The 26799-nt window shown below is 40.2% G+C and carries 24 protein-coding genes; 11 read left to right on the forward strand and 13 right to left on the reverse strand.

The window, feature by feature from the left end:
- Positions 1–153: 153 nt before the first annotated feature.
- Positions 154–336 carry a hypothetical protein gene (locus ACO1QW_RS12820; protein ID WP_486259108.1) on the reverse strand — a complete coding sequence of 61 codons (183 nt, stop codon included), beginning with the start codon at positions 334–336 and terminating at the stop codon, positions 154–156.
- Positions 337–478: 142 nt separating this feature from the next.
- On the opposite strand from ACO1QW_RS12820, the gene ACO1QW_RS12825 reads away from it, so the two are divergent.
- Both ACO1QW_RS12825 and ACO1QW_RS12830 read left to right on the forward strand, forming a co-directional pair.
- The gene (locus ACO1QW_RS12825) at positions 479–1045 is read left to right on the forward strand and encodes an RNA polymerase sigma factor (protein WP_486259110.1); all 567 of its coding nucleotides are present in this window, start codon (positions 479–481) and stop codon (positions 1043–1045) included.
- A 1-nt stretch (position 1046) separates the two neighbouring features.
- Positions 1047–2150, forward strand: coding sequence for a S1C family serine protease (locus ACO1QW_RS12830; RefSeq protein WP_486259112.1), 1104 nt, complete (start codon positions 1047–1049; stop codon positions 2148–2150).
- 72 nt (positions 2151–2222) lie between these two features.
- Here the strand turns inward: ACO1QW_RS12830 and ACO1QW_RS12835 are convergent, their stop codons facing one another.
- The 7 genes from ACO1QW_RS12835 to ACO1QW_RS12865 all read right to left on the reverse strand — a co-directional run bounded on the left by ACO1QW_RS12835 (position 2223) and on the right by ACO1QW_RS12865 (position 7565).
- A complete protein-coding gene (locus tag ACO1QW_RS12835) occupies positions 2223–2696 on the reverse strand; it encodes a DUF3276 family protein (protein WP_486259113.1) in 474 nt (157 codons plus the stop codon).
- Between the two features lie 111 nt (positions 2697–2807).
- Positions 2808–4628, reverse strand: coding sequence for an ABC transporter ATP-binding protein (locus tag ACO1QW_RS12840; protein ID WP_486259115.1), 1821 nt, complete (start codon positions 4626–4628; stop codon positions 2808–2810).
- A 99-nt stretch (positions 4629–4727) separates the two neighbouring features.
- Complete coding sequence (locus ACO1QW_RS12845) at positions 4728–5156, reverse strand: CBS domain-containing protein (RefSeq protein WP_486259117.1); 429 nt, start codon at positions 5154–5156, stop codon at positions 4728–4730.
- A gap of 99 nt (positions 5157–5255) precedes the next feature.
- Positions 5256–5750: a cupin domain-containing protein gene (locus ACO1QW_RS12850; RefSeq protein ID WP_486259118.1), complete on the reverse strand. Its 495-nt coding sequence runs from the start codon at positions 5748–5750 to the stop codon at positions 5256–5258.
- 97 nt (positions 5751–5847) lie between these two features.
- Positions 5848–6294, reverse strand: coding sequence for a hypothetical protein (locus tag ACO1QW_RS12855; RefSeq protein WP_486259120.1), 447 nt, complete (start codon positions 6292–6294; stop codon positions 5848–5850).
- A 269-nt stretch (positions 6295–6563) separates the two neighbouring features.
- Positions 6564–7001: a YqaE/Pmp3 family membrane protein gene (locus ACO1QW_RS12860; RefSeq protein WP_486259122.1), complete on the reverse strand. Its 438-nt coding sequence runs from the start codon at positions 6999–7001 to the stop codon at positions 6564–6566.
- A 45-nt stretch (positions 7002–7046) separates the two neighbouring features.
- The gene (locus ACO1QW_RS12865) at positions 7047–7565 is read right to left on the reverse strand and encodes a TM2 domain-containing protein (protein ID WP_486259123.1); all 519 of its coding nucleotides are present in this window, start codon (positions 7563–7565) and stop codon (positions 7047–7049) included.
- 179 nt (positions 7566–7744) lie between these two features.
- On the opposite strand from ACO1QW_RS12865, the gene ACO1QW_RS12870 reads away from it, so the two are divergent.
- Positions 7745–7900 (forward strand): hypothetical protein, encoded by a 156-nt coding sequence (locus ACO1QW_RS12870; protein WP_486259125.1) that lies wholly within the window; start codon positions 7745–7747, stop codon positions 7898–7900.
- A gap of 133 nt (positions 7901–8033) precedes the next feature.
- Here ACO1QW_RS12870 and dnaK read toward each other — a convergent pair whose 3' ends face one another.
- A complete protein-coding gene (dnaK, locus tag ACO1QW_RS12875; RefSeq protein ID WP_486259127.1) occupies positions 8034–9944 on the reverse strand; it encodes a molecular chaperone DnaK in 1911 nt (636 codons plus the stop codon).
- Positions 9945–10240: 296 nt separating this feature from the next.
- Between dnaK and ACO1QW_RS12880 the strand changes: the two genes are divergently transcribed.
- Together ACO1QW_RS12880 and ACO1QW_RS12885 are read left to right on the forward strand one after the other, a co-directional pair.
- Positions 10241–10900: a YdeI/OmpD-associated family protein gene (locus ACO1QW_RS12880; RefSeq protein ID WP_486259129.1), complete on the forward strand. Its 660-nt coding sequence runs from the start codon at positions 10241–10243 to the stop codon at positions 10898–10900.
- A 170-nt stretch (positions 10901–11070) separates the two neighbouring features.
- Positions 11071–12333 (forward strand): aspartate kinase, encoded by a 1263-nt coding sequence (locus ACO1QW_RS12885; protein WP_486259131.1) that lies wholly within the window; start codon positions 11071–11073, stop codon positions 12331–12333.
- Here the strand turns inward: ACO1QW_RS12885 and ACO1QW_RS12890 are convergent, their stop codons facing one another.
- The 3 genes from ACO1QW_RS12890 to hppD form a co-directional block, all read right to left on the reverse strand.
- Positions 12334–14310 (reverse strand): T9SS type A sorting domain-containing protein, encoded by a 1977-nt coding sequence (locus ACO1QW_RS12890; RefSeq protein ID WP_486259133.1) that lies wholly within the window; start codon positions 14308–14310, stop codon positions 12334–12336.
- Positions 14311–14391: 81 nt separating this feature from the next.
- Complete coding sequence (locus ACO1QW_RS12895; protein ID WP_486259135.1) at positions 14392–15564, reverse strand: L,D-transpeptidase family protein; 1173 nt, start codon at positions 15562–15564, stop codon at positions 14392–14394.
- A gap of 91 nt (positions 15565–15655) precedes the next feature.
- Positions 15656–16786, reverse strand: a complete 1131-nt coding sequence (hppD, locus tag ACO1QW_RS12900; RefSeq protein ID WP_486259137.1) for a 4-hydroxyphenylpyruvate dioxygenase — start codon at positions 16784–16786, stop codon at positions 15656–15658.
- A 220-nt stretch (positions 16787–17006) separates the two neighbouring features.
- On the opposite strand from hppD, the gene ACO1QW_RS12905 reads away from it, so the two are divergent.
- The 6 genes from ACO1QW_RS12905 (at position 17007) to ACO1QW_RS12930 (ending at position 25138) form a co-directional block, all read left to right on the forward strand.
- Entirely contained in the window at positions 17007–18131 is a 1125-nt protein-coding gene (locus tag ACO1QW_RS12905; RefSeq protein WP_486259139.1) for a 5-(carboxyamino)imidazole ribonucleotide synthase, read from the forward strand.
- Positions 18132–18260: 129 nt separating this feature from the next.
- Positions 18261–19301: an efflux RND transporter periplasmic adaptor subunit gene (locus tag ACO1QW_RS12910; RefSeq protein WP_486259141.1), complete on the forward strand. Its 1041-nt coding sequence runs from the start codon at positions 18261–18263 to the stop codon at positions 19299–19301.
- 2 nt (positions 19302–19303) lie between these two features.
- Positions 19304–22402, forward strand: coding sequence for an efflux RND transporter permease subunit (locus ACO1QW_RS12915; RefSeq protein ID WP_486259143.1), 3099 nt, complete (start codon positions 19304–19306; stop codon positions 22400–22402).
- Positions 22359–23672 (forward strand): TolC family protein, encoded by a 1314-nt coding sequence (locus tag ACO1QW_RS12920; protein ID WP_486259145.1) that lies wholly within the window; start codon positions 22359–22361, stop codon positions 23670–23672. The genes ACO1QW_RS12915 and ACO1QW_RS12920 overlap by 44 nt, the downstream gene beginning before the upstream one ends.
- A 95-nt stretch (positions 23673–23767) precedes the next feature.
- Complete coding sequence (gene purE / locus ACO1QW_RS12925) at positions 23768–24283, forward strand: 5-(carboxyamino)imidazole ribonucleotide mutase (protein WP_486259147.1); 516 nt, start codon at positions 23768–23770, stop codon at positions 24281–24283.
- A gap of 33 nt (positions 24284–24316) precedes the next feature.
- On the forward strand, positions 24317–25138 hold the full coding sequence (locus ACO1QW_RS12930; RefSeq protein ID WP_486259149.1) for a hypothetical protein: 822 nt from the start codon (positions 24317–24319) through the stop codon (positions 25136–25138).
- Here the strand turns inward: ACO1QW_RS12930 and bshC are convergent, their stop codons facing one another.
- Positions 25139–26794, reverse strand: a complete 1656-nt coding sequence (gene bshC, locus ACO1QW_RS12935; protein WP_486259150.1) for a bacillithiol biosynthesis cysteine-adding enzyme BshC — start codon at positions 26792–26794, stop codon at positions 25139–25141. It lies immediately after the preceding gene.
- Positions 26795–26799: the final 5 nt, after the last annotated feature.

Genomic DNA, 26799 nt, shown 5'->3' on the forward strand with positions numbered 1-26799 from the left:
AGGAAAAATAAAAGCCCTGAAACGAAAAAAGCCATTCCAGGAATGGAACGGCCGTTAACGATTGCTTGCCATATGAAAATCTTAATCCTCGGGCTTAAACACTACCCGGCAAGCTGGGATCTTCTCTCTTCACCTTTGCCCAAGTGGCTGAAATTACTTTTTAGTTGTATCAACAGCAGGAGCAGCAGTTGTATCAACAGCAGTAGTGTCAACAATAACTGGAGCTACTGTATCAACTGGAGCTACAGTTGGAGTATCAGTTGCTTCTGTTTTTTCACCTTCATTGTTACAAGCTACAAAACCGAGGATAGCGAACGCTAATAAAACCTTTTTCATTCTTTCTAAATTTTAAAGTTTAAGATAATTATCAGGGATTAATACAGGAAGCTGGAAAAGGTAACCCGGTTTTTTTAAAAAATATTTTTAGCCGTTCTTTGGGTTACAATTTGCCCTTTTGGGTATTAAAATAACAGACATAGTGAAACCTGAGATAAACGAATCGGAATTACTGGAAGGATTGGCCCGGAACGATAGGAAAACGGTGGAAACCCTGTATAAGCAGAATTACAGTATGGTTCAGGCGTTTATCTTGAATAATAACGGCACAACAGACGATGCGAGGGATGTTTTCCAGGAAGCTATGATCGTTCTTTATGAGAAGGTGAAAGATGGTTCCTTTGAGCTGAACTGCCAGATCAAAACCTATGTTTATTCGGTTTGCCGAAGGCTTTGGTTAAAAAGGTTACAACAGCTCCAACGCTTTGGTGCCCCGGTTGAAAGTTTGGAAGAAGTGGTGCCCATTGAAGAAGAGCTGGAGGAACATGAGCGGAAAAATGAAGCCTTTGGGGTGATGGAAAAGGCCTTAAACCATTTGGGTGAGCCTTGTAAAAGTTTACTGGAATCGTATTATATCCAGAAAAAACAAATGCTGGACATTGCAGCAGAGTTTGGTTATACCAACGCCGACAATGCCAAAAACCAGAAGTATAAGTGCCTTATGAGACTAAAGAAGTTATTCTTTGCTCAATATAAAAAAGTGGACTGAGATGGATGAAATTTTACTATTAGATGCAACTGAGCGTTACCTCAACGGCCAAATGAATGCCGAGGAGAAAGCTATGTTTGAAGAACTCCGCAAAACCAACCAGGAAGTTGATCAGATGGTGGTGGAGCATTCGTTTTTCCTACAGCAGTTTGGACGTTATGGGGGCGTGAGAGAAATGAAACATTCGCTGCATGAAGTGCACAACCAACTGCTGCAGGATGGTGAAATAAAAGAAGAAGTATTGTCGACAAGTGCTAAGGTGGTGAATATGTGGAAACGTTACAAACGTACCATGACCATTGCTGCATCTATTGCCGGTATTACTGCATTATCTATCAGCGGTATGACCTTGTTGTTTACTCCAAAAAGTAATAACAAGCAGGTGCAGGAGTTAGTGAATACGGTAAACGTTATTAAAGAAAAACAAAAGCAACAGGATAACAGGATCGATCATATTGCAAATGCAACAAAAATCCCTACCGGTACTTCAGTAACAGGATTTGGTTCAGCATTCTTAGTTGATAGCAAAGGTTACCTTGTAACAAATGCACACGTTGTAAGAAATGCAAAAGGCATTGTTCTGTTGAATAATAAAGGCGCCGAATTTAAAGCCATTGTTGTAAAAATTGATGCGGCGAAGGACATCGCCATTCTCAAAGTGGTAGATAAAGATTACAAGTCAACCGGCTCAGTTCCTTATGGCATACGCAAATCTTCAACCGATATTGCCGAACCAATTTTCACTCTTGGTTATCCACGTAATGAAATTGTTTATGGCGAAGGTTACCTGAGTGCTAAAACAGGTTTTAATGGTGATACTCTCAGTTGCCAGATTGCTGTAGCGGCCAACCCTGGGAACAGTGGAGGACCAGTGTTTAATAAGAATGGTGAAGTGATCGGTATCTTAAGTACAAAAGAAACAAAGGCTGATGGAGTAGTATTCGCCATCCAGTCGAAATATATTATTGAAACGGTGAATCAATTGAAGAAAGATGATTCAACAATTGAATTAAAACTTCCTTCAAAATCTTCGGTGAAAGGAATGGGTGCCAGCGAACAGGTCAAGAAAATACAGGACTACGTTTACATGGTGAAAGTGTATTAATAGATTATCCCGTTATGAAACTAAAACCCCCCGACAAGTCGGGGGTTTTCTTTTATCAGTTGGTTTTGGTTTTTACCATTTGTCAACCTCTTCGTTCGCCAGGTTGTTTCCCTCTGCTGCCTGCACTTCTGCTGCCGGTGCTTCCTGAACAGGAGCAGGAGCTGCTACAGGAGCGGCAGTTGCTACGGCTGTTCCGTTCGATGATGATTCAACTACTTCATTATTGCTGTATTCACCATCACCGCTTGAAGGAGCGTCTTCATGGTTAAATGCATCAAAATCAAAATCAGGCATTAATTCTGTCTTCACATAATCCACTGCTTCGTTTAATCCTTTAATGAACTTGTTGAAATCTTCTTTGTACAGAAAAATCTTATGACGGTCATAACCTTCACCTGTAAAGCGCTTACGGCTCTCCGTAATAGTGAGATAATAATCGTTACCACGTGTAGATCTTACATCAAAGAAATAAGTTCTTCTCTTACCTGCACGGATGCGCTTGCTGTAAATACTTTCCATCCGTTTGTCATTGTTTTCGTACGCCACAGTTTTTAGGTTTTAGTTTGCAATGCTTTTTTTCAAACAGCGACAAAGATATATTTCTTTTCGATTTGGCAAAATTTTCCAAAAAACTCCAGACACCGCTGATTTTCACTCTTAAGAAGTAGTTTCTTCCAGTTGCTGCCGACTGTATAAATCGGCGTACAAGCCCTGTAATTGCAGCAATTGTTCATGGGTTCCCTGCTCTGCAATACGGCCGTTATCCATTACAATAATGCGGTCGAATTGCAAAAGCGAAAAGATACGATGGGTAATTACGATAGCCGTCTTATGTTGAAGATAAGTAGACAAATGTGTAAGAATCTCTTTTTCCGTGCGGGCATCAACTGCATTCAAACAATCGTCCATAACAATAAGGCCCGGATCTTTTACCAAGGCACGGGCAATGGATATGCGTTGCTTCTGTCCGCCGCTGAGTGTAACACCTCTCTCTCCCACCATTGTTTGATAACTTTCGGGGAAAGATTGAATGTCGTTATGAACCGATGCAGAACTGGCAGCAGCTTTAATTTCTTCTTCGGTATTATTGCCGGTGCCAAAAGAAATGTTGTTGGCAATTGTATCACTAAAAAGAAATACTTCTTGTGGAATATAACTTACCTGGCTACGATAATGCTGCAGTTCCAACTCCTGAATATTTTTATCATCAATGCGCACTGTTCCTTTTGACGGATCATAAAATCGAAGTAATAATTGCGCAATAGTTGATTTGCCTGAACCCGTGCGACCAATAATCGCCACTTTCTCTCCCTTCTTGATTCTTAAATTAAAATCTTTCAACGCAGCAATACCCGTGTGCGGATAAACAAAGCTTACGTTTTCAAATTCAACATTGCCTTCGAGTTTACTCTTTACTCCATTTTCAGGAGATGGAATAGTTGTTTTGGTGAGCAGAAATTCGTTTAACCGTTGCTGTGAGGCAGCTGCACGTTGAATAGTACTTGCCACCCAACCGATAGCACTTACAGGAAATGCCAGCATGGTCAGGTACATAATGAATGCGGCCATATCGCCAAAATTTATCTGCCCTTCCATATACTTTAAACCGCCAACCAAAATAACCAACAATGTACTGATACCAATAATGAGGCCCATGATGGGAAAATAGATCGCTTCAACTTTATACAATGCAGTAGCACTATTACGGTATTGTTCACTGTTTGTTTGAAAAAAACGAAGCATCGCTTTTTCCTGTACAAAGGATTTAATTACACGAATACCTGAATAAGATTGTTGTGCATTAGTGGTAAGATCAGACAGTTTGGCTTGCACCTCTTCACTTTTTTTGTGAATGATGTTATTCACAAAATAAATGGTAATGGCGAGGATGGGCATTGGTGCCAAAACATATAACGACAGTTCAGCGTTCTTCTTCACCATATAATAAACACTCAGTGAAATGAGCGCAATAAGGTTAATGAGGTACATGATGGCCGGGCCGGTGTACATTCGCACTCTGCTTACATCTTCGGCCATTCGATTCATAAGATCGCCAGTTTCATGTGTTTTATAAAAGTTAGTATCGAGCTGAAGATAATGCTGAAACACTTCGTTCTTTTGATCGAACTCAATGTGGCGACTCATTACGATTATTGTTTGTCGCATAAGAAACATGAAGAAACCCCGTAACACTGCAAACAATAATAACATCCCTGCAAGTAATGCGACTATTCCAGTGGGCGACATTGACATTGCTTCAATCCAATTAACCGTAGCAACAACCAACCAATCGTCCTGACGTAGCAGTCCTTTGGGTGTGCTGTTTGTTAGGAATCCCTGCACCTTATCAATAATATAACCGGTTACCTGTGGTGCCAGTACCGCAAAATAGTTGGAGATAAAAATGAAAACAATACCCAGTAACAACCGCCACCTGTACTTCCAGAAATATTTATTGAGATACGAGAGATGTTTCATGCAGCGGCAAAGTTACAAACCGAAAGGCCATGACAAGACCGTTCATCATATGATTGAATAGTTTAACGGAACGTTTTTGCTTTGTATCTGTTTGAAGCCTTATGATTGAATATAATTCTGCAGTTGCTCAATTGTTTCCTTTTGCGAAAGAATGGTTTCAGTAACTACATCATTAATGGAGATAATACCACTTACATGATCGTTTATAAATACCGGCAGGTAACGAATATTGCTTTCACTCATGATATGCATACAGGTTTCAATAGAATTTTCCGGAGTGATGCGGGGCAGTCCGGTTGTCATAATATCTTTTACAAAAGTTTCGGTTGATGATTTCCCTTTCAGGATAACCTTACGGGCATAATCACGTTCTGTCATTACCCCGAGGTATTCATCGCCTTCCTTCACCATTACAGAGCCAATATTTTTTTCAGCCATTAATTGCAATGCATTAATTACAGGCAAACCTGGCTCAACTGAAATTACATTCTTGCCTTTGCGCTGGAGTATATGCGAAACTTTTCTCATTCTATTCGGGTTTTAATTCAGGTTTAAGTTAATGAAAATCCATAAAAAAAAGATGTGCCGATTTACAACACATCTTTTTAATTTTTTTAGTAACTGATCTTATCGGCCAAAATCATCCTGCAAACGAACAATATCGTCTTCATCTGATGGATTTGCAACATCAGTATGTTGCCATATCTCCGCAATCACACCCCAATCTTTTAAACCAACAAGGCGATGACGCTGACCTGTTGATAGCACAATGATATCGCCTGCTTCGAATACATTGATTTCTTTTTCTTCATCGGTATCACTCATGACCACTCCAACTTCACCTTCAACCACACGCCAGATTTCTGCACGACGGTGATGATATTGCCACGATAAACGTTTACCAGGCTCTACCACCAATATTTTGGGGCTGAGTTTATTGCCCAGCATCAGGTCTTCTTTTTTATAAGTAGGAAAATAAGTTTCTATAAATAAGTCGGCCTGGCTTTCATCTAACACAAAAAAACCACCCCAGGGACGACTAAAATCATGAGTCTGAATCCGAAAGCCATCCTGCTCAATATACTGTTGCTGCTGTTCTAAAAATTGCTGTTTGTCGCTCATATGTATGTTTGTTTCGGAGTAAAAATAAACCAAGGACGTATCAGGGCAAAAAAAAACCCTCAAAGCTGAGGGTCTTTTTTTATTAAGGTGAATTGAATTAATTGGCTAATGCAACCAACCAAAGTACAAAGAAGATGACTGCTGCCAACCATGCAAGGCCCGATAAGAACCAAACAAAGGGAACGAACCATCCAATAATTGCCAGAACAATTGCAGCAAGGGCAAAAATGATCCACAAGCGAAGCATTTGCTTTTCATCTTTTGTATCAATTGAGTTGCCTTTTTTTAATTGTTTGCTTAATTTTTTCTGCGCCATTTTCAAGGCGATCTTTTGGCTGAAGGTCATTTTCTTGCCGGTCATTTCCTGAATTTTAGCAGGAGTAAGTGACAAGAACGCATCCATGTTTGTTGCTTTTACTTTTTCAATAGTAGTTTCAACACCTGCTTTTGCATTATCAGAAGCATTGGCAGGAACATAAATAATACCTGCATAAGAAGAAACACTAAATACAACGGCTAAAAGGACGATAATAATCTTTCTCATAGTAGAGCTTGATTTTTTTGATGATTGATTTGGTTAATGAGCCGGCAAATTACACAAAATGAATTAATATGACCAATAGCATATATATGTGGTGTTACTATTGCTGCATCAATTGAAGTAATACCTCACTCAATTGGCAATACTTTCTTAATATGCAGATGAATGGTATGTAAACATCCTAATAAAATAACAGTGCAGAATTCTAATACACAGTTGATGCAATAAAAAAAGGCCCTCAATGTGAGGGCCTCCCTTCTACTATAAATTAATTATGGATAGTATTTTTTCATTACAACTAACGCATGAATAAAACCAGGTAACCAGAACAGCAAGGTAAGTATAAGGTTAACGATCCATGTGCTTCCAGACCAATCATCCATTATACCCATTGCGATCCAGGCTAATCCAAAAATAGCCAACACGATGTACAAGCCTTTCGGAATTTCGCCACCTGCACGCTTAGCTTTTTTCTGAGCCATTTTAAGCGCCATCTTTTGAGCAAAATTCATTTTCTTTCCTGTCATTTCTTTCACTTTTTCAGGAGTGAGCGACAGAAAAGCATCCATGTTTGTAGCTTTAACGTTGGCAATTGTTGTTTCAATGCCAGCTTTTGCATTGTCTGTTGCATTTGCAGGTACATAAATAATTCCTGCGTAAGAAGAAACACTAAAGACCACCGCTAATAGAACGATAATTAACTTTCTCATAGTGAGCTTAATTTATTGGTTAATTGATGTACTAAATATAGGTAATTAGTTGGTATAAGAACCATCAACTGGCTCATAACTTCCTGTAAGAATGCGGATAAAATCAACAAATGCCCAAATGCTGATACCGAGAATAATCACGTAACCGATAATTGCAAGAGCCGGTACCGTAGTTGATGCAGCAGCTGCACCAGCAACACCAATCACCATCAATGCAATACCCACCAATGTGCCGATCAGTTTGATGAAACCATTGCGTTTATTGCCCAGGTAAAAATCATGAACACCAAAGCCGCCAAGGAAAAATGCAAGCAGGGCTGCAACAACTTTACTTTTATCGCCTGCACGCTTTGCTTTGTCGGCAACTTTTTCAAGTTTGTTCTTTAATATTTTCATGAACAGCTTGCCTTTTGCAGTTTTTTTCTTTACCACAACGTTGGCAGTAGCGGGTGCTGTAATGCCAGCTTTGGCCGCATCCGAAACATTTTCTGGTACATGTACAAAGGCTGAATTGGTAGCAAGAGTGATGGTTAAAACAAATAACAGGGTAACTAAACGTCTCATAGAAAAGTTTGATTTTGGTTAAGAATGGAGGCAAAATACTGAAAACGACTTAAAAAAAACAACCACATAAATATGTTCTTCCCCAAAGTGGATAAGCTGTTATTAGACTGATGGAAAGAATTTTAGCCGCACTTTTCTGTTCACGTCTCTTCCCTTATCTTCGCAAAAATTTTTAACGCATGGAAAAGAAATCATCTGCTTTAAACTGGATATTATTTTTTGTTTCTGTAGCAGCTTGTGTGATATTTTACTTTACCCCGTTTCTTGCCAATTATATTACAGCCACTTTTCCATTTATCTGTTATTACTTCGTAAAAGCATTAGACCTGATTTAAGAAGGCTTACATTTCATATAGATAGCCCGTTACCAAATGGTGACGGGCTTTTTATTGGACATCTGCTCACAACAAAAAGCCCCGACAAATTTGTCGGGGCTTTCATTATCATGAATGCATCAATCAAGCGGTGTTACTTCACCTCTTCAAACTGTGCATCTTCTACATTATCTCCTTTCGGACCAGTTGACCCCTCAGGACCAGCACCTGTTTCAGCACCAGGTTGAGCACCTTGTGCATCCTGAGTTGCTTTGTACATTTCTTCGCTGGCTGCTGTCCACGCAGTGTTCATTTCAGTCATAGCTGCATCAATTGCTGCTAAGTCTTGCGACTTATGTGCATCTTTCAGCTTGGTAAGAGCAGCTTCAATTGGCGCTTTCTTATCGTCACCAATTTTATCACCATACTCTTTCAACTGCTTCTCCGTTTGGAAAATCAAACTATCGGCCTGGTTGATCTTTTCTACTTTTTCTTTCTCTGCTTTATCGCTTGCTTCATTGGCCTTCGCTTCATTCTTCATCTTTTCAATTTCTTCCTTGCTCAAACCACTACCAGCTTCAATGCGGATCTTTTGTTCTTTACCAGTGCCTTTGTCTTTTGCACTTACATGCAACAAACCGTTGGCATCAATATCAAACGTTACTTCAATTTGCGGAACACCACGTGGAGCTGGTGGAATACCATCAAGATTAAATACACCCAGACTCTTATTATCCTTACTCATTGGACGCTCACCCTGCAATACATGAATTTGTACACCAGGTTGATTGTCGGCTGCAGTAGAGAATGTTTCGCTTTTTTTAGAAGGAATGGTTGTGTTGCTAGCGATCAATGTTGTCATCACACCACCTAACGTTTCAATACCAAGGCTCAGCGGAGTAACATCGAGCAACAATACATCTTTCACTTCGCCGGTTAATACCGCACCTTGAATAGCTGCACCAACTGCAACCACTTCATCGGGGTTAACACCACGGTTAGGTTTTTTACCGAAGAATTTTTCAACGATCTCCTGCACTTTAGGGATACGAGTACTACCACCCACAAGAATCACTTCATCAATATCGCTTGTAGAAAGACCTGCATCTTTCAACGCAGCTTCACAAGGTTTTAAACAACGGGCAAATAAATTGTCAGCTAAGGCTTCAAATTTTGCACGTGTTAATTTTATCACTAAGTGTTTAGGAACACCATCAACTGCTGTAACATAAGGGAGGTTGATCTCTGTTTCGCTTGAAGAGCTCAATTCAACTTTTGCTTTTTCAGCAGCTTCTTTCAAACGTTGCAAAGCCATTGGATCTTTGCGGAGATCAATTGCTTCCTGGTTTTTAAATTCATCAGCTAACCAGTCGATGATCACTTTATCAAAGTCGTCACCACCAAGGTGTGTATCACCGTTAGTAGATTTTACTTCAAACACACCATCGCCCAGTTCAAGAACAGAAATATCGAACGTACCACCACCAAGGTCAAATACAGCGATCTTCTGGTCTTTATGTTTCTTATCGAGACCATACGCCAACGCAGCTGCGGTTGGCTCGTTCACAATACGGCGAACGTTCAAACCTGCAATTTCACCGGCTTCTTTTGTTGCCTGGCGTTGTGCGTCGTTAAAGTAAGCAGGCACAGTAATTACTGCTTCTGTCACTTCCTGGCCAAGATAATCTTCAGCAGTTTTCTTCATTTTCTGAAGCACCATTGCAGAGATTTCCTGCGGCGTATATAATCTGCCATCTATGTCAATACGAACGGTATTATTGTCACCTTGCGACACTTTATAACTCCAGTGCTTGATCTCTTCGCCCACTTCGTCGAAACGACGACCCATGAAACGCTTTACTGAGTTAATTGTATTGATGGGGTTCGTGATAGCCTGGCGCTTTGCAGGATCACCCACCTTACGTTCACCGTTTTTCAAAAATGCCACTACCGATGGGGTTGTACGGCGTCCCTCATCGTTTGCAATCACAACAGGCTCGTTACCTTCCATTACGGCAACGCAGCTATTTGTTGTTCCTAAGTCGATTCCTATAATCTTACCCATTTGGATTGTTTTTAAGTTCACTAAGGTTACTCAATGATAATGCCATGTGTAAAGAGGGTGAAAAATTGGCAGACAATATACAGTTCTGAGTTCTAAGTTCTTAATTATGAATGTTGGGCTGTCAGCTAATGATTTTTATACCGCCACTTGTTCGGGCTGCTGCGGGGTTGTCGTGCTACACTTCGTTCCGCACCAGGCCGCTTCGCATCCCGCAGCCTTTGAGCAATGAAATTTCATTCAGCAGATCAAATTTTCAGCATTATTCAAGTTCTTATCTTTAGGCAAACCCATCAAGCATGGCCAATTCTATTGCCCAAAAACTTCGTATTAAAGACAATTATTCCCTGCTTACACTCAATGCGCCAAAAACATTCGAAAAAAGCCTGGGTAAACTTCCAGCCAATGTAGAGATCAGCAGCAGTGGTAAACAATACAACCAGGTTCATTGGTTTGTACTCAACCGCACACAAATGGAAAAAGAAATGAGCAAGGTGATGAAGTTGCTGAAACCGGATGTCACTATTTGGGTGTATTATCCAAAAGGCACATCGGGTATACAAACCGATCTTACCCGTGACAAAGGCTGGGATTGCCTAATGGCAGAAGGCGATAAACTTACATGGATCAGCCTGATCTCATTCGACGATACATGGAGCACATTTGGTTTCCGCCCAAAAACTGAAGCAGATAAAAAGAAAGAAGCTGCACCAAAAGTGCGGGAAATCTTTAACTGGGTAAATCCAAAAACCAAAGAAGTAAAACTGCCCGATGATCTTGCTGCTGCATTGAAAAAAAATAAAAAGCAAAACGAATACTTTCAATCGCTATCGTTCACCAATAAGAAAGAATACATTGAATGGATCATTACAGCCAAGCAGGAAAAAACAAGAACCGAAAGAATTGAAGGAACCATTGAACGCCTTGGTAAACAATGGAAGAATCCAAGGAATATTTAGTGTAAACACCTCTGCCGGGGTAAAACACTTTCAATCATCCTTTTAATTAACCGCCGTCAGGTTTACCAACCGCTGACGGGGTTGCGCCTCTCCCTATCTTTGCCCCGCATTTGATGTTGAATAGTCATTCAATTTTCAAATTTTCAAATCAACAAATTTTCAAATTCCCCATGCGTGTTTTCAAATTCGGCGGTGCCAGTGTAAGTAACTATGAAAAAGTGCAGAACCTTGGCAATATCATCAAACAATTTACCGATGAAAAATTGATGATCGTTATATCAGCTATGGGCAAAACCACCAATGCACTGGAGAAAGTGGCCGAAGCTTTTTTTGCAGGAAAGAAAGAAGAAGCATTGCAGTTGTTCCGTGCGGTGAAGTTGCAACATCTTGATGAAGCGAAGTATCTGCTGGTTACACATTTTAATCCGCTCATGGAACAGTTCAATAATTTCTTTACAGAAGTTGAATGGCTGTTACATGATCAGCCCGTTCGTGATTATGATTATTATTACGACCAGATCGTTTGTTTGGGTGAGTTGTTAAGCACTTCAATTGTAAGCGCTTATCTGAATGAAATTGGCATCAGCAATCAATGGATCGATGTAAGAGATGTGTTCCGTACCGATGATAATTTCCGGGATGCTGCTATTGATTTTCCATTTACGCAACAGCAAGTAAATAATATTATTAAGCCTTTATTTACAAATAATAATATCGTAGTAACACAAGGTTTTATTGGCTGCACCGATGAAAATGAAAGTACAACGCTTGGTAGGGAGGGAAGTGATTATACCGCTGCTGTATTTGCATATATGTTAGATGCTGAAAGCGTAGCGATCTGGAAAGATGTAAAAGGCGTGATGAATGCCGATCCTAAATTATTTGCAGATGCACAATACATCAGCGAATTGAATTATGATGAAGTGATTGAAATGGCTTATTATGGTGCACAGGTTATTCATCCAAAAACCATCAAGCCACTACAGAATAAAAACATTCCGCTTTATGTAAAATGTTTTGCTGATGCAAGCTTACCCGGTACCGTTATACATAACAACCCGGTTAAAAATTTACCGCCGATTATTGTTATCAAACAAAACCAGGTATTACTTGAATTACACACGAAAGATTTTTCATTCATTGGCGAACAACCGATGAGTGATCTGTATAAGATCATGGCAAAATTCCATATTAAACCAAATCTCATTCAAACCCATGCTGTCAACCTGCAGTTGTGTATTGATGATCGTCCGGATAAAGTGGAGAAACTGGCACTGGCAGCATCTGCTGAATTTGATGTGCAGGTTGTGAAAGGATTAACACTGCTGAGTGTACGTCATTACAACAATGAAACAGTTGAAAAACTCACCACAGGAAAAACAATTGAATTGAAACAGCAAAGTGCCGAAACAATTCAAATGCTGCTAACGTAATTATTGTTTCAGGAGTTTTGCAGAATAGCTTTCGCCTTTATTTTCCAACCGCACATTGTAAATGCCAGCTGCTAATTGTTTCACTGAAATAAGAGCTATATTTTGAGAAGAAGGAATAAATAACTGTTGATTGATCACTTGCCGACCATTGATGTCGGTCACTACCAAAGTAGTTTTACCGTTAAAGTTGGCCGGCAGTTGAATAGTTAAATCTTCTTTTGCAGGATTGGGATAAAGGTTGAATGTTTTTAATAGAGCTGTTTCAAAAAATACATGATTTGAATATTGTCGTTCGCCATTCAATGCAAATACAACAAGACGATAAGTGACTGTAGAGTTACTTTCTTCATCAATATAAATCCCATCTGCTGATGATGGATACAACTGTTCACTTATTTGTTTGAACTGTTGATTTCCTGTTTTTCTCTCAAGTATTATTTTCTGAACGTTATCGGCATTTGTTAATATCCAGTTGAGTTGGACCGAATGATTATTTCTTCTACCAGTAAATTGTTTCAATAGGTCAAGAGGTAAGATTGAGCAGTTGATCGTGTTATTCCCTTGCGGAGCTACATATCCAGATTGCAAAAGACCTGCTGTTCCGGCCACAGCTCCATTAGGCTGACCCTCACACGGAGGGTTGTGTGAGGGCGCATTTTTTATCACACCGCTGGCGCCACCAGTAACATTTGTTGTGACAGTTCCCGGCAAAGATCCACTTGACCAAATAACGCCGCCGCCGCCGCCGCCGCCGGGGCCTGGACACTGATCCTGAAAACCAGCATTGCTTCCGTTTGCACCTCTGGCCTGAACCGAAAGGCTTCCTGAAAAATTATTGATGCTAAGTAGTACAACTCCACCTGCACCACCACCACCACCACCATCACCCGCAGCTTCTGTTTTAACTGGCAAAACGGGATTTACTCCTTGTGCTCCATTTGCAGAAATTGTGTAACCGTTTCCAATTAAAGTAGAGGCTTTGACAAAAATTATTCCTCCTCCATCTCCACCGGGCGTGCCTGCGCCTGTTGTTCCACTATAAATATTATTCATCTCACCACTTCCACCACCGCCACCAAGAAAAATTTTATTGTTTGTACTTGTTGAAGTTACTGAAGCAGGATAGCCAAATGAATTTAATGCAGAACCACCTAGACCTACAGTATTCGCACTGCAAAAAAAGGAATTGCTTTTTTCGCCACCATTTCCACCCGTTCCATAATTGCTACCACCACCTCCACCGGTATTATCGACATTCGCTCCACCCCCTCCGTTCGATTGCCTGCCCCTCCCGTATTCCCGGTTTGAAATGTAATAGGCAATGCCCTCTCCTTTCGGAGATCCTCCAAGATTGGTCCCAGATGATTGAGCTTGAGAATAATAATAAGCTGTTTCTTCACCGCAACGGTCCGTAGTATTTACAAAAAGACCACCGCCTTTGAATCCAGCACTATCTGCACTTATTGACGCATTAAGCGTAACTGTTCCGGATGCTTCAAACGCAATAACACCGCCTGTTTCAGAAACCGGATCCCATTCACTAGCTCTTAATGTCCCGTTAACTGTGACATCAGTGAAAACAGGTACCCGCACAACTTGAACACCCGAAACATCATAAGTGTGCAACAAGTGATTACTCAATACAATAGTATTGTTTAGAAATCCACAGATAGAAGAAAATTCATATTTGCCGGCATTTCCTATCGAACTAACATTTCCAAAACTTGAATTATCTGTTGACGTGATCGTTGCACCTTTCATCTGTATAATTAACACACGATCACCCGTAGATAAACCCGCTATACTTTGTAGTGTAATGCCGGAATAAGAGTAAGAATTGTAAGTTCCGTAATTAGTGATGCCTGTTACGTTATGATAACTGTTGATAACACCGGATATAGTTTGCCCTTCGCTTTTTTGTGGGATGAAAAAAGCAATTAGAGATAAGCAGGTAATTATAAACTGTCCAAGTTTCATGTGGTGGGTCTTTTCCACAGCGTACAGATCGCTTTACATGAATGCTGGATGTTGGGTTTTGTGGTTCGAACTCGAAATATACTATAAATCTTCCGGAGCTGCAATATTCAGATTCTGGATCAGCTTTGTATTTACAGGCTGGCCATCTTTTGTGGCCGGCTGCCATTTCAATTCTTTTTCAAATTTTTCTTTAACAACCCTGTTCAGTTCTGTATGACCACCACGAATGACAGTAGCCAATGCTGTATTGCCATTTTTATCGACAATGAACTCTACCTGTAACGACATCGAAGAATTGCCTTCAAGGTATGGAACAAGTGATTGACTTAAATTGAATAACCATTTCTGCAATGCTGCATTTCCATCCTTATGAAAAGGAACACGGTCTACTTTTTCTTCTAATGCCCACGCTGCGTATGGATTTGCCTTGTTATTGGTTTCAATTACTTTAACGCGTTTTACTTTCGGCGTTTCAGGATTTGTTGCCACCACATAGCTACCATTCTTTGCAATCAATACCGTTGGTAACTGATGGGTGTCTTCAAAATATTCATAGGCATCCTTTATCTGTTGGGCAAACTGCTGCACTTCCTGCTTGTTCTTTGTTTTAGTAACCAACGTCTCCATCCCTTTTTGATTATCGTAACGAACGGGATAGATATGAACCGGGATAAAATCCTGCCCCTGGTCTTTTACAATTGAAGCCATGTAATACACTTGTTCGATCAATGAATCCGTTAAAGGCAAACATCCAATGGTTACACAATTGCCATGAATATAAATATCGCCACCGGGTTTACTATGATCGCTTAAAATAGCATCGGATGCGTTTGGATAATTTAAACCCAGAGCCAGGTGATAATTACTGTTGGGTTTAAATTCATTGATATAATAAAATCCTTCTGGTATTTGTTTATCGCCTTCTTTACGTTTTGGTCCATAAGTACCGGAAGTGGCACATACTTTATAAACTTTGAACAATTCGAATTTTTCATCCCAATCATTCTTCAGCCAAACTTCCAGTTGCTTCTCATGTTTAAAGGCACGCACATACATATATTTTAAAGGCCATTGAAAACCTTTTTCCTTTAATTCTTTACGTAATGAATCTTCTACTTTGGAAAATATACTGGCTCCTTTAAAATTTCGGGCTGCAGAAACTGTGGCACTGCTTCCTTCATACGGCGATTGAGCAGAAACACCTGTTACAAACAGGCTCAAACTAAAAATGAATAAAAGGCTTTTGTTGAGCATACTGGATTTGTTATGAACGAGACGCTGTCAAAAATATTTCAAATTGTGGATAAAATCAAATGAAACGAGGCAGTAAAACTGCCCCGTAAAATTACAGATTTCCTCTGGCTTCCTGCTCTCTTTCTATTGCTTCAAATAAAGCTTTAAAGTTTCCTTTACCAAAACTCTGTGCTCCTTTCCGCTGAATGATTTCAAAAAACAGCGTAGGTCTGTCCTCCACAGGCTTGGTAAATATCTGAAGTAAATATCCTTCATCGTCCCTGTCAACCAGTATACCCAATTCTTTTAACGGGTCAAGATCTTCATCAATATGACCAACACGATCGAGCAGATCATCATAATAAGTTGTTGGCACCTGCAAAAACTCAACGCCCCTGCTTCGCAATTCCATCACCGTTTCCACAATATTGTTGGTGGCCAATGCCACATGCTGCACACCTTCACCATTGTAATAATCTAGGTATTCTTCCACCTGCGATTTTTTCTTTCCTTCGGCCGGCTCATTGATTGGAAACTTCACATAGCCGTTTCCATTACTCATTACTTTACTCATCAATGCCGAATACTCAGTTGAAATATCATTATCATCAAAGCTGAGAATATTGCGAAAGCCCATTACATTTTCATAAAATCCAACCCATGGATTCATCTGGTTCCAACCCACATTTCCCACACAATGATCAACATATTGCAAACCGGTTTCATTTACTTTGAAATAGGGATTACTCCATTCCCGGTAACCGGGCATAAACACTCCTTTGTAATCGTTACGCTCAATGAATAAATGAACCGTATCGCCATAAGTGTGAATACCACTTACAATCACCTTACCTTGTTCATCTGCAAGGATAGTTGTGTCCTTATAAAGTTTTGCGCCACGTTTTGTTGTTTCAAATAATGCCGATGCTGCATCATCAACTTTTAAAGCCAAGGCTTTTACACCATCACCATGCTTATAAATATGATCAGCCACTTCATTGTGAGAACGTAACGGAGTTGTGAGCATGAATGTTAGTTTATTCTGACGTACCACATAACTGGCCTTATCTTTCATTCCGGTTTCCGGACCAGCATATGCCAATGGTTGAAAACCAAAAGCGGTGATATAAAAATGAGCAGCCTGCTTGGCATTACCCACATAAAATTCTACATAATCAGTTCCGTGCAAGGGAAGAAAATCTTTTTGTGCAGCCTGTTGTTTGTTAACAGCAATAGTTGACATGATTGTTGATTTAAAATTCAATAAAAGAGGGACAGTAGAGGTTCGTGATGCAGAACCTTTCTCAAACAATCAGTTGGAGTCAATCGCCAATACTTCCATCAGCAAACAGTAGTTGCTGCGTTTATCGTGGAAGCGCTTATTGGCATAATCGGGGTGCATGGAGGCAAAATTAAACTATTAAGCTTCAAACAGAAACCTCCCAAGCAATTATCTTTGCCGCATGCAAAAAATCGGTATTCTCGGTGGCGGACAATTAGGCCGCATGTTATTACAGGCAGCAGCTAATTATCCCGTTGAAACATATATTCTCGAAAATGATGAACATTGCCCCTCTGCACATCTTTGTCATCATTTTACCAAAGGAGATATCAGAGATTTTGAAACCGTTTACCAGTTCGGTAAAGGACTAGATGCCGTTACAATTGAAATTGAAAGTGTAAACGTAGAAGCACTGGAAAAACTTGAAGCAGAAGGTGTAAAAGTTTTCCCTAAACCTTCTGCATTGCGCATTATCAAAAATAAAATTGAACAAAAGAAATTCTACCAGCATCACCATATACCAACATCTGAATTTGTGATCACTGAAAACAAAGAAGAACTGAATGCATTGGCTTCTTTTTTACCTGCTGCACATAAAATAGGCATGGGTGGTTACGATGGCAAAGGCGTTGAAATATTAAAAACCGCCGCTGATATTGAACGTGGTTTTGACTCTCCTTCCGTTCTGGAAAAATTGGTGTCCATTGAAAAAGAAATAGCCATGATCGTTGCCGTGGCGCAGGATGGTGAAACAACCATGTACCCGGCTGCTGAAATGGTCTTTGACCCTCATTTGAATTTACTCGACTACCAGCTATCACCCGCCGAGCTTACTGAAAAAACATTTTGGAAAGTGGAAGCTATTGCAATGGCTGTAGTTCGTAATCTTCAATCACCGGGTTTATTTGCTGTTGAATTATTTGTTGACAAGAATGGTGAAGTATTAGTAAACGAAACAGCGCCACGTGTACATAATAGCGGTCATCACAGCATTGAAGGAAACTATTCGTCCCAGTTTGACATGTTGTGGCGTATTATGCTGGGTTATCCACTAGGCTGTACCGATGCTATCATGCCATCAGTTATCTTAAATATTGTTGGTGAAGAAGGTTTTAGCGGACCTGCTTACTATGAAGGTTTGGAAGATGTATTAAAAATGGAAAATGCATTTGTGCATATTTATGGTAAAACCCATACCAAACCGGGTCGCAAAATGGGACATGTTACGGTAATTGGAAAAGACAGGAGCGAATTGACCTACAAAGCCAACCGTATAAAACACTTGCTGAAGGTTAAGACCAGGTAACCCTTATCACTCGCCAAAACTCCACTGCATATCCGCCCATGAGGGCAGTTATGGAATTACGTCTACCACTCATCCATTGACGGGGTGGAAAAAACGTTCTATGTTTACCTTTAGCCAATTGATACATACATGAGAAGTAATATAATAATCGCAACCATTATCGCTGGATTGGCAATCAGTTGCAAAGACGAAAAGAAACAGGCAGTACCACAGGCTGGTCGACAACAAGGACCAATGACTGTAGTTGGTTATATCGTAAAAACAGGACCTGTTAGCGAACCCCTTCAATTACCCGGCACATTGTTGCCAATGGAAGAAACAGAAATTCATTCAGAAGTAAACGGTCGTGTAGTTTCACATGCTATTAACGAAGGCGCATACGTAAACAAAGGCGCATTGCTTGTGAAGTTATTTGATGGTGATTTGCAGGCACAGTTAAAAAAGCTGCAGGTGCAGTTGCAAATTGCGCAAAAGACAGAAGAACGTAACAAAGAGTTATTAAAGATCAGCGGCATTAGCCAGCAGGATTATGATCTCAGCTTTTTGCAAGTGAGTAATATTAATGCTGATATTGAACTGCTGAAAACAAATATTGTCAAGACAGAGATACGTGCACCATTCAGTGGTCGTATAGGTTTCCGCAACATATCGAATGGTGCCTATATTACACCCACAACCATTATTACAAAAATTCAGCAGCTGAACCAAATGAAATTACAGTTCAGTGTGCCTGAAAAATATACATCGAAGATCGGTGTTGGTCAAACCATCAGTTTTTCCGTTGAAGGCAATTCAAGAAAATACCTGGCGAAAGTGTATGCATCAGAGTCGACCGTAAGTGAGACTTCACGTGGTATGAATGTGCGTTGCATCGTGCAGCAGAGCGATGCAAGACTTGTATCAGGATCATTTGCCAAAGTGGATATGGATTTTGCTAAAAACGATGTCGCCATCCTTGTTCCTTCTCAGGCAATTCTTCCACAAGCAAGAGGTAAAAAATTAATTCTGTACCGTGACGGAATTGCAAAGTTTGTTGATGTGGAAACAGGCATACGTGATTCAGCAAACATTGAAATCGTTAGCGGCGTTGTACCTGGCGATACAATTATTACAACTGGTTTGCTTGGCTTAAAGCCCGAAGCAAAAGTTAAACTCTCTAAAGTTCAATAGTTATGACGATTTCAGAACTTAGTTTGAAACGTCCCGTGCTTGCCATTGTGATGAACATCATGATCGTGTTGTTTGGCGTCATCGGGTTTCGTTTCTTAGGTATTCGTGATTATCCGGCCATCGATCCTCCCAATATCAGCGTACGTACTTCGTATCCCGGTGCCAATGCCGATGTAATTGAATCGCAGATCACCGAGCCGCTGGAAAAATCAATCAACGGTATTGCGGGTGTAAAAAATATTACGAGCAGCAGCAGCCAGGGCAACAGTAATATTAATGTTGAATTTGAATTAGGTTTTAATCTTGAAGAAGCAGCAAATGATGTGCGTGATAAAGTGTCACAAACGGTTCGCTCACTTCCTGCCGATCTCGACGCACCACCGGTTGTCACAAAAGCCGATGCCAGTAGTGATCCTATTCTTTCCATGACCATTCAAAGCGAAAGCAGGAATCCATTGCAGGTAACTGAATATGCAACAAATAATTTGTTGGAACGTATTCAAACTATTCCGGGAGTTAGTACAGTTAATATCTGGGGTGAAAAGCGATATGCCATGCGTATTTGGTTTGAGCCCGAAAAATTACTGGCGTATAATTTAACAGCCAGGGATGTGCAGAACGCTTTGCAACGTGAAAATCTTGAATTACCATCCGGTAAAATTTCAGGTAACACGATGGAGTTAACTGTACGCACGTTTGGTCGTTTAAATACCGAAGAGGATTTTAATGATCTCATCATTAAAAATGTAGATGGCCGTGATATAAAAGTGAAAGATATCGGGCAGGCGATACTTGGTCCGGAGAATGAAGAAAGTGTATTGAAAGAAAGTGGCATTCCCATGATCGCCCTGGCTATTGTACCACAGCCGGGCAGTAACTACGTTGCTATTGCCGATGAGTTTTATAAACGTTACGATCAGATAAAAAATGAAGTTCCTGCAGATATAAAACTGGATATTGGTCTTGATCAAACAAAATTTGTACGAAAGTCCATTGCTGAAGTTGAAGAAACATTAATGCTGTCCTTTGCATTGGTGGTACTCATCATTTTCCTGTTCTTCCGTGATTGGATTGTTGCAATTCGTCCATTAATTGATATTCCTGTTTCGCTCATTGGTGCATTCTTTATTATGTACCTGAGTGGCTTTACCATTAATGTACTTACGTTACTCGCTATTGTACTTGCAACAGGTCTTGTTGTGGACGATGGTATTGTGGTAACTGAAAATATATTTAAGAAAATGGAACAGGGCATGGATAAATACAAAGCTGCCCGTGAAGGTTCCAAAGAAATTTACTTTGCTGTTATTGCCACTTCTATTACATTGGCCGTTGTATTTCTTCCCATCATTTTCTTACAAGGTTTTGTGGGACGATTGTTCCGTGAGTTTGGTATTGTGGTAGCAGGAGCTGTATTGATATCTGCATTTGTATCACTTACTCTTACACCCGTACTCAACGTTTATCTCACTCGTAAAGGAGGAATGAAACATGGTTGGTTTTACCGTGTAACAGAACCATTCTTTACGTCAATGGAAAACGGATATCACAAATTGCTTGTAGGTTTTATGCGGGTAAGATGGGTGGCACTTGTGTTGATAGTAGCATGTTTTGGCATCATTTGGTTTATTGGCAGCAATCTTCAGAGCGAACTTGCTCCTATGGAAGATCGCAGTCAATTCCGTTTACAAGTGAGTGCTCCTGAAGGAACGAGTTACGACGCCATGGATGCATACATCGACAAACTCAATCAACTGGTGATGGACAGCGTGCCCGAAAATAAGGTACTCATCTCCGTTACTGCACCCGGTTTTACAGGAGCCGGTTCAGTGAACAGCGGTTTTGTGCGTTCGTTGCTGGTAGATCCTGATGAACGTGATCGCTCACAACAACAAATTGTTGATGTCATCAACCGCAACCTTCCAAAATATAACGAAGGCAGAGCATTTGCTATACAAGAACAGACAATTTCCGTAAACAGGCGTGGTGGCTTGCCAGTTGCATTTGTAATTCAAAATAATAATTTCGACAAGCTCAAAGATATTCTTCCAAAATTTTTGGAAGAGGCGCAAAAGAATCCTGTGTTTTCAAGTGTAGATGTTGATCTGAAATTTAATAAACCTGAGTTGCGTTTGAACATTGATCGTTTGCGTGCAAGTGAATTGGGCGTAAGTGTCACTGATATTTCTGAATTGATGCAATTATCACTCAGTAACCGAAGGCTTGGTTACTTTATTAAAGATGGAAAACAATACCAGGTGATCGGGCAAGTGTTAAGAGACGATCGTGATGACCCAACAGATCTTAAGAATTTGTTTGTACGCAATGCGGCCGGCCAAATGATCTCTGTTGATCAGTTCGTTTCTTTTGAAGAAGAAACAACGCCTCCTACTCTCTATCACTTCAACCGTTACAAATCGGCAACGGTAAGTGCTGGTTTGGCTCCCGGTAAAACTATTGGTGATGGTATTAAAGAAATGCAGGCTATTGCTGATAAATTATTAGATGATTCGTTTAATACAGCTTTATCTGGCAACTCAAGAGATTTTGCTGAAAGTAGTGGTAATACTTATTTCGCATTGGGTCTTGCTTTGATTTTGATCTTCCTTGTATTGGCTGCACAATTTGAAAGCTTTATTGATCCGCTGGTGATCATGTTTACTGTACCGCTTGCTATTGCGGGTGCATTGTTCTCTCTTTGGTTGTTCGATCAAACGATCAATATCTTTTCACAAATTGGTATGATCATGTTGATTGGTCTTGTAACTAAGAACGGTATCCTAATAGTTGAATTCGCCAACCAGAAAAAACATACAGGCATGTTGAAGAAGCCTGCGGTTATTGAAGCAGCAACGATGCGTTTGCGACCTATCCTGATGACGAGTCTTGCAATGGCACTTGGTGCCTTACCGTTAGCGTTGTCGTTAGGTGCAGCATCAACCAGCCGCATTCCTTTAGGTATTGTTATTGTAGGTGGAATTATGTTCTCATTAGTGTTAACGCTGTTTGTAATTCCTGCGATGTATTCGTACCTGTCATCCAAAAAAATTAAAGTGCATGAAGAAGAAACTGAAGCTGCTATTACTAAGCTGTCTGATTAATATTGCTGCGTTTGCACAGGATACAGTTAAGCTTTCGATCGATGAAGCCATACGCATGGCAGTTGAAAGAAACTTTGATGTAGAAATTGTAAAGAATGAACAGCAGATTGGTGCCATCAATAATAATTGGGGCACAGCAGGTTTATACCCCACCGTTAGCGCTACCAGCACACTTGGCATTGCATCAAATAATCTTGAACAGAAGTTTTTTGATGGAAGAGAAATTAACAGGAACGGTGCCATTCTTAGGAATATCAATGCAGGCTTGGCGGTAAGTTGGCGCATTTTCGATGGAATGCGAATGTTTGCTACTAAACGTCGTTTGGAAGAACTGGAAAAAATAGGTGAGCTTAGTTTCCGCAGCCAGGTGAACACAACTGTGTTTAACGTGATAGCTGCTTATTACGAAATTGTACAACTTAATCAACAACGAAAAGCTTTACAGGCAACTATCAGGTTTTTTGAAGAGCGTAAAATGATTGCTGAAAGTAGGTTTACTATTGGCACTGCTCCTAAAACGGATTTTTTACAGGCAGAAGTTGACTTGAATCAACAAAAAGGAAGTTTATTAGCTGTGGAAAATAATATTCGTGTGGCTAAGGCTAACTTCAATAATTTACTGGCACGCAAACCCGAAATTGCTTTTGAAGTGATGGATACTATAGCGCCGGATGCAGGATTAACCTATGCAGCGCTTTTGCAAAAAGCACAAACCGATAACTATGATCTGTTACTTGCACAAAGCAGTTTGTCTGTACTCGTACAACAAAAACGGGAGATCATTTCTCAACGTCTGCCTTCTGTTACACTCAATGGAAGCTATAATTTTAATCAAAGTAAAAACAGTGCAGGTCAGTTTCTTTTGAATCGTAATAATGGCCCAAGTGGAAATATTGGTATTGCCATTCCTATTTTCCAGGGAGGCAATATTAAACGGCAGGAACAAGTTGCAGATATTGGTATCAAGAATCAACAGATCGTAATTGATCGTTTGAAAAACCAGGTCAATACAAGCTTATTGAATGCATACTACAATTTTCAAAACGCACTTAACCTGGTGACGTTGGAAAAAAATACTTTGACATTAATCGAAGAGAACAATATGATCGCTACCGAACGATTCCGTAAACTGGCAATCACTTCTTTAGAATTAAGACAAGTACAGATCGATTATATTAATGGACAAACCCGCTACATCAACTCACTGTTCATGGCCAAACTCGCAGAAGCAGAGATGAAGTTGTTAGCCGGTGATTTGAACAAATTGTAGACACCGCTTCATATTTTTCTTAAGCCGCTGACCACACATCAGCGGCTTTCTTTTTTAACTGCCTTTAGTTTTGTTTCTTTGCAGCAAATCAATTTATGGCATCTCCAATCATTGGCATCATCATGGGAAGCGACAGCGACCTTACTGTTATGCAACCTGCGGCTGATATTCTGAAAGAATTTGGTATCGATTATGAATTAACGGTTGTGTCAGCACACCGGACACCATTGCGTATGGTGGAATATGCAAAAACTGCCCGTGAAAGAGGATTGAAAGTAATTATTGCCGGAGCTGGTGGTGCTGCGCATTTACCGGGAATGGTGGCTAGCATTACAACGTTGCCTGTAATTGGTGTTCCAGTAAAATCATCCAACTCAATTGATGGATGGGATTCAGTTCTTTCCATTTTGCAAATGCCCAATGGAGTGCCCGTTGCAACAGTTGCATTGAATGCTGCAAAGAATGCAGGCATACTTGCAGCTGAGATCATCGGAACATTTAATGAAACAGTTGCTGAAAAGATTGCTAATTACAAATCAACGATGAACGATGAAGTTATTGGAAAAGTTGAAAAGTTGAAACAGCAGGGTTGGCATAATAAATTCGATTGATCTTCTTTATTTCCTTATCAAACAAATAAACCAATGAAACCGCAGTTACGTTTAATTGCATCAATATGCCTGATGAGTATGTTACTCAGTTCATGTACCTTATTTCGTTTTGCTTATTCTCCTACCGTACAGCAAATACCAGCCTTTAAAGAAAAAGGCGAATCAAGAATTACTGCCATTGCGGCAAGCACATTGGTAGGTACTGAAAACAGTTACAGTTTGCAAGGTGCTTATGCAGTTAGCGATCACTTTGCATTAAATGCTGCATGGAATGGATCGTTGCGCAGCCAGGATGAATTAACTACTAGTAGCGGAAATAATACAAGTACAGAAATTGTGAAATACAATCGTAGCACTGCTGAATTTGGTGCTGGCATTTTCTATCCCATTTCAAAAGGCAAGCAAGTGTTCATCGAGTTGTATGGGGGTTATGGCTTTGGTAAGAATAATATCGACGACAATATGGCCAGCAATAGTGGAGCAAAAGGTTTTCATCACAGCAAAACAAATAAAATTTATTTCCAGCCGTCTTTTAGTTTTCATCCCGGAAATAATTTCACTATTACTCCTGCCCTTCGTTTTACTTCAATAGGCTATACTGATATCAACACTAATTACGACAACAATGAATTAGAAAGTTACCAGTTACTGGAGATAGCACGTAAGCGTTTGTTTTTTGTTGAACCCGCATTAATGACCAGCTTCGGTTTTGATGGAGCACCGTGGTTTCGCATACAGGCACAAATGAATGTTTCACTCCTCACGGGTAATTCAAGTTCGCATACAAATTACCGCAGCAATTATTTCAGCGTAGGCTTTCAGTTTGATCCGGTAAAAGCAATGAAGAAGAAATAACTAAAAAGATAATACCACAAACTCCTGTTCAAGGGCAAGAGAATGTTGAAATAACGCATCGATAAATGCACTACCATGCTTAGCGTACGAGCTTAAAAAGCTTTCTTTACGTTCCTGCAAACCATTACCGGGAAAAAGTTGTTGTTTGATAGTTTGGATCTGCCGTTGTTCATCGCTGTACTTTCTCTTCTCAGCACGTACGAGTTTCTTTTCTAATTCCTTCAACCGGTAAACAGCTTTTACTTTCAACGCCTCTACATGTTGTAGTAAAGTTGAGTCAACGGTTGCGGCTTGTGTTTTCAACAAGTCGTATAACTCTTCGGCTTTCGTTAAACTGCCATTGAGCTGAATCTTATTGACAGTTGTACGATGAACATATTGATTAAGCAATGCTTCACCGCTGCTAAAAAATTCTTCAACAGTAAAACCAAGTTTCTCTATCCTGCTAATCCATTGCTTTTCGGTTACAAGAAATGAATTACGCAACAGCAACACCGGATATGGTACTTGATGATGCGCAAATACATTCTTCAACTCCAGCCAGTAAGCCAATTCACCACCACCACCAATAAAGGCGATGTTGGGAAGAATGGTTTCCTGGTACAATCCACGCAAGATCACATTAGGACTGAAACGCTCCGGATGTTCTTTTAACTCCTTCAGCATTTCAACTTTTGTAAACTTGATGGTTGTGTTTGCAACAGCAAAGCCATCGCCATCTGCTTCAATACGTTCACGCAGGTCTTCATCAAAATAAAATAAGTTGATCTCTCTGCCACCGGCCTGTACTTTATAATTCGCTTCAAGCTTCTGAATTGTATCAGCTACCTGTTTTGCAGAAGAACGATTCACTAACTCATCTTCAAACACATTGATCATCTGTTGCTTCAATTCTTTCGCATCAGCAATGATCACAATCAAACCAAAACGCTCAAAGAGAAAATGCACAAATGAAAATGTTGCAGCCTGTATGGTTGATTTCTCTTTATAACTTTTCAATAAAGCATCTACAATTTCTTTTCCATGTGGCTCCACCAATAATTGTCCGCTGATGGCATGAATGAGTTGCGTGATGTTTTTATCGATCAGCATCTTCCCAAACGCACCATTCTGCTGTGTTGCCCATTGGTATTTTACACCGTTCACACTTGCATAACTCAACTCTTCAAAGTCGGCATCTTCACTACCCATGTAATACACAGGCACAAAATTGTATTGCGTTAATTCCTGCTTTAAGGTATCGGCCAGTTTAATGGCATGCAGAATTTTATAAATGAAGTATAACGGACCGGTAAATAAATTGGGCTGGTGTGCCGTAGTGATGGTAAACGTATTTTCTTGAAGCAGCAGATCGATATTACGATTAACGGCTGCTGATTGTTCAACAGCAGCATACTGTTTTTTCAAATGATCGACCAGCACATTGCGGTTGGTTGCAAATGCTTGTCGCTCAGCAATAGCATGTTTAATGCCTTCCAGGTTTGGACGATGTTTATAAAACGGCTTTAATGCCGCAGCATCATCCAGATAATCCAATGCAATAGTAGAAAAAGCAGCAGTGTTACGGTAAGTGATCCGTTGCGATGTACAGTCCATACGTTTTGTAAAATTAGGAACATCCGAACGGTTACCCGCAACCGTCCGACAAGTTTTCACATTCC

The sequence above is a fragment of the Lacibacter sp. genome, assembly GCF_057361365.1.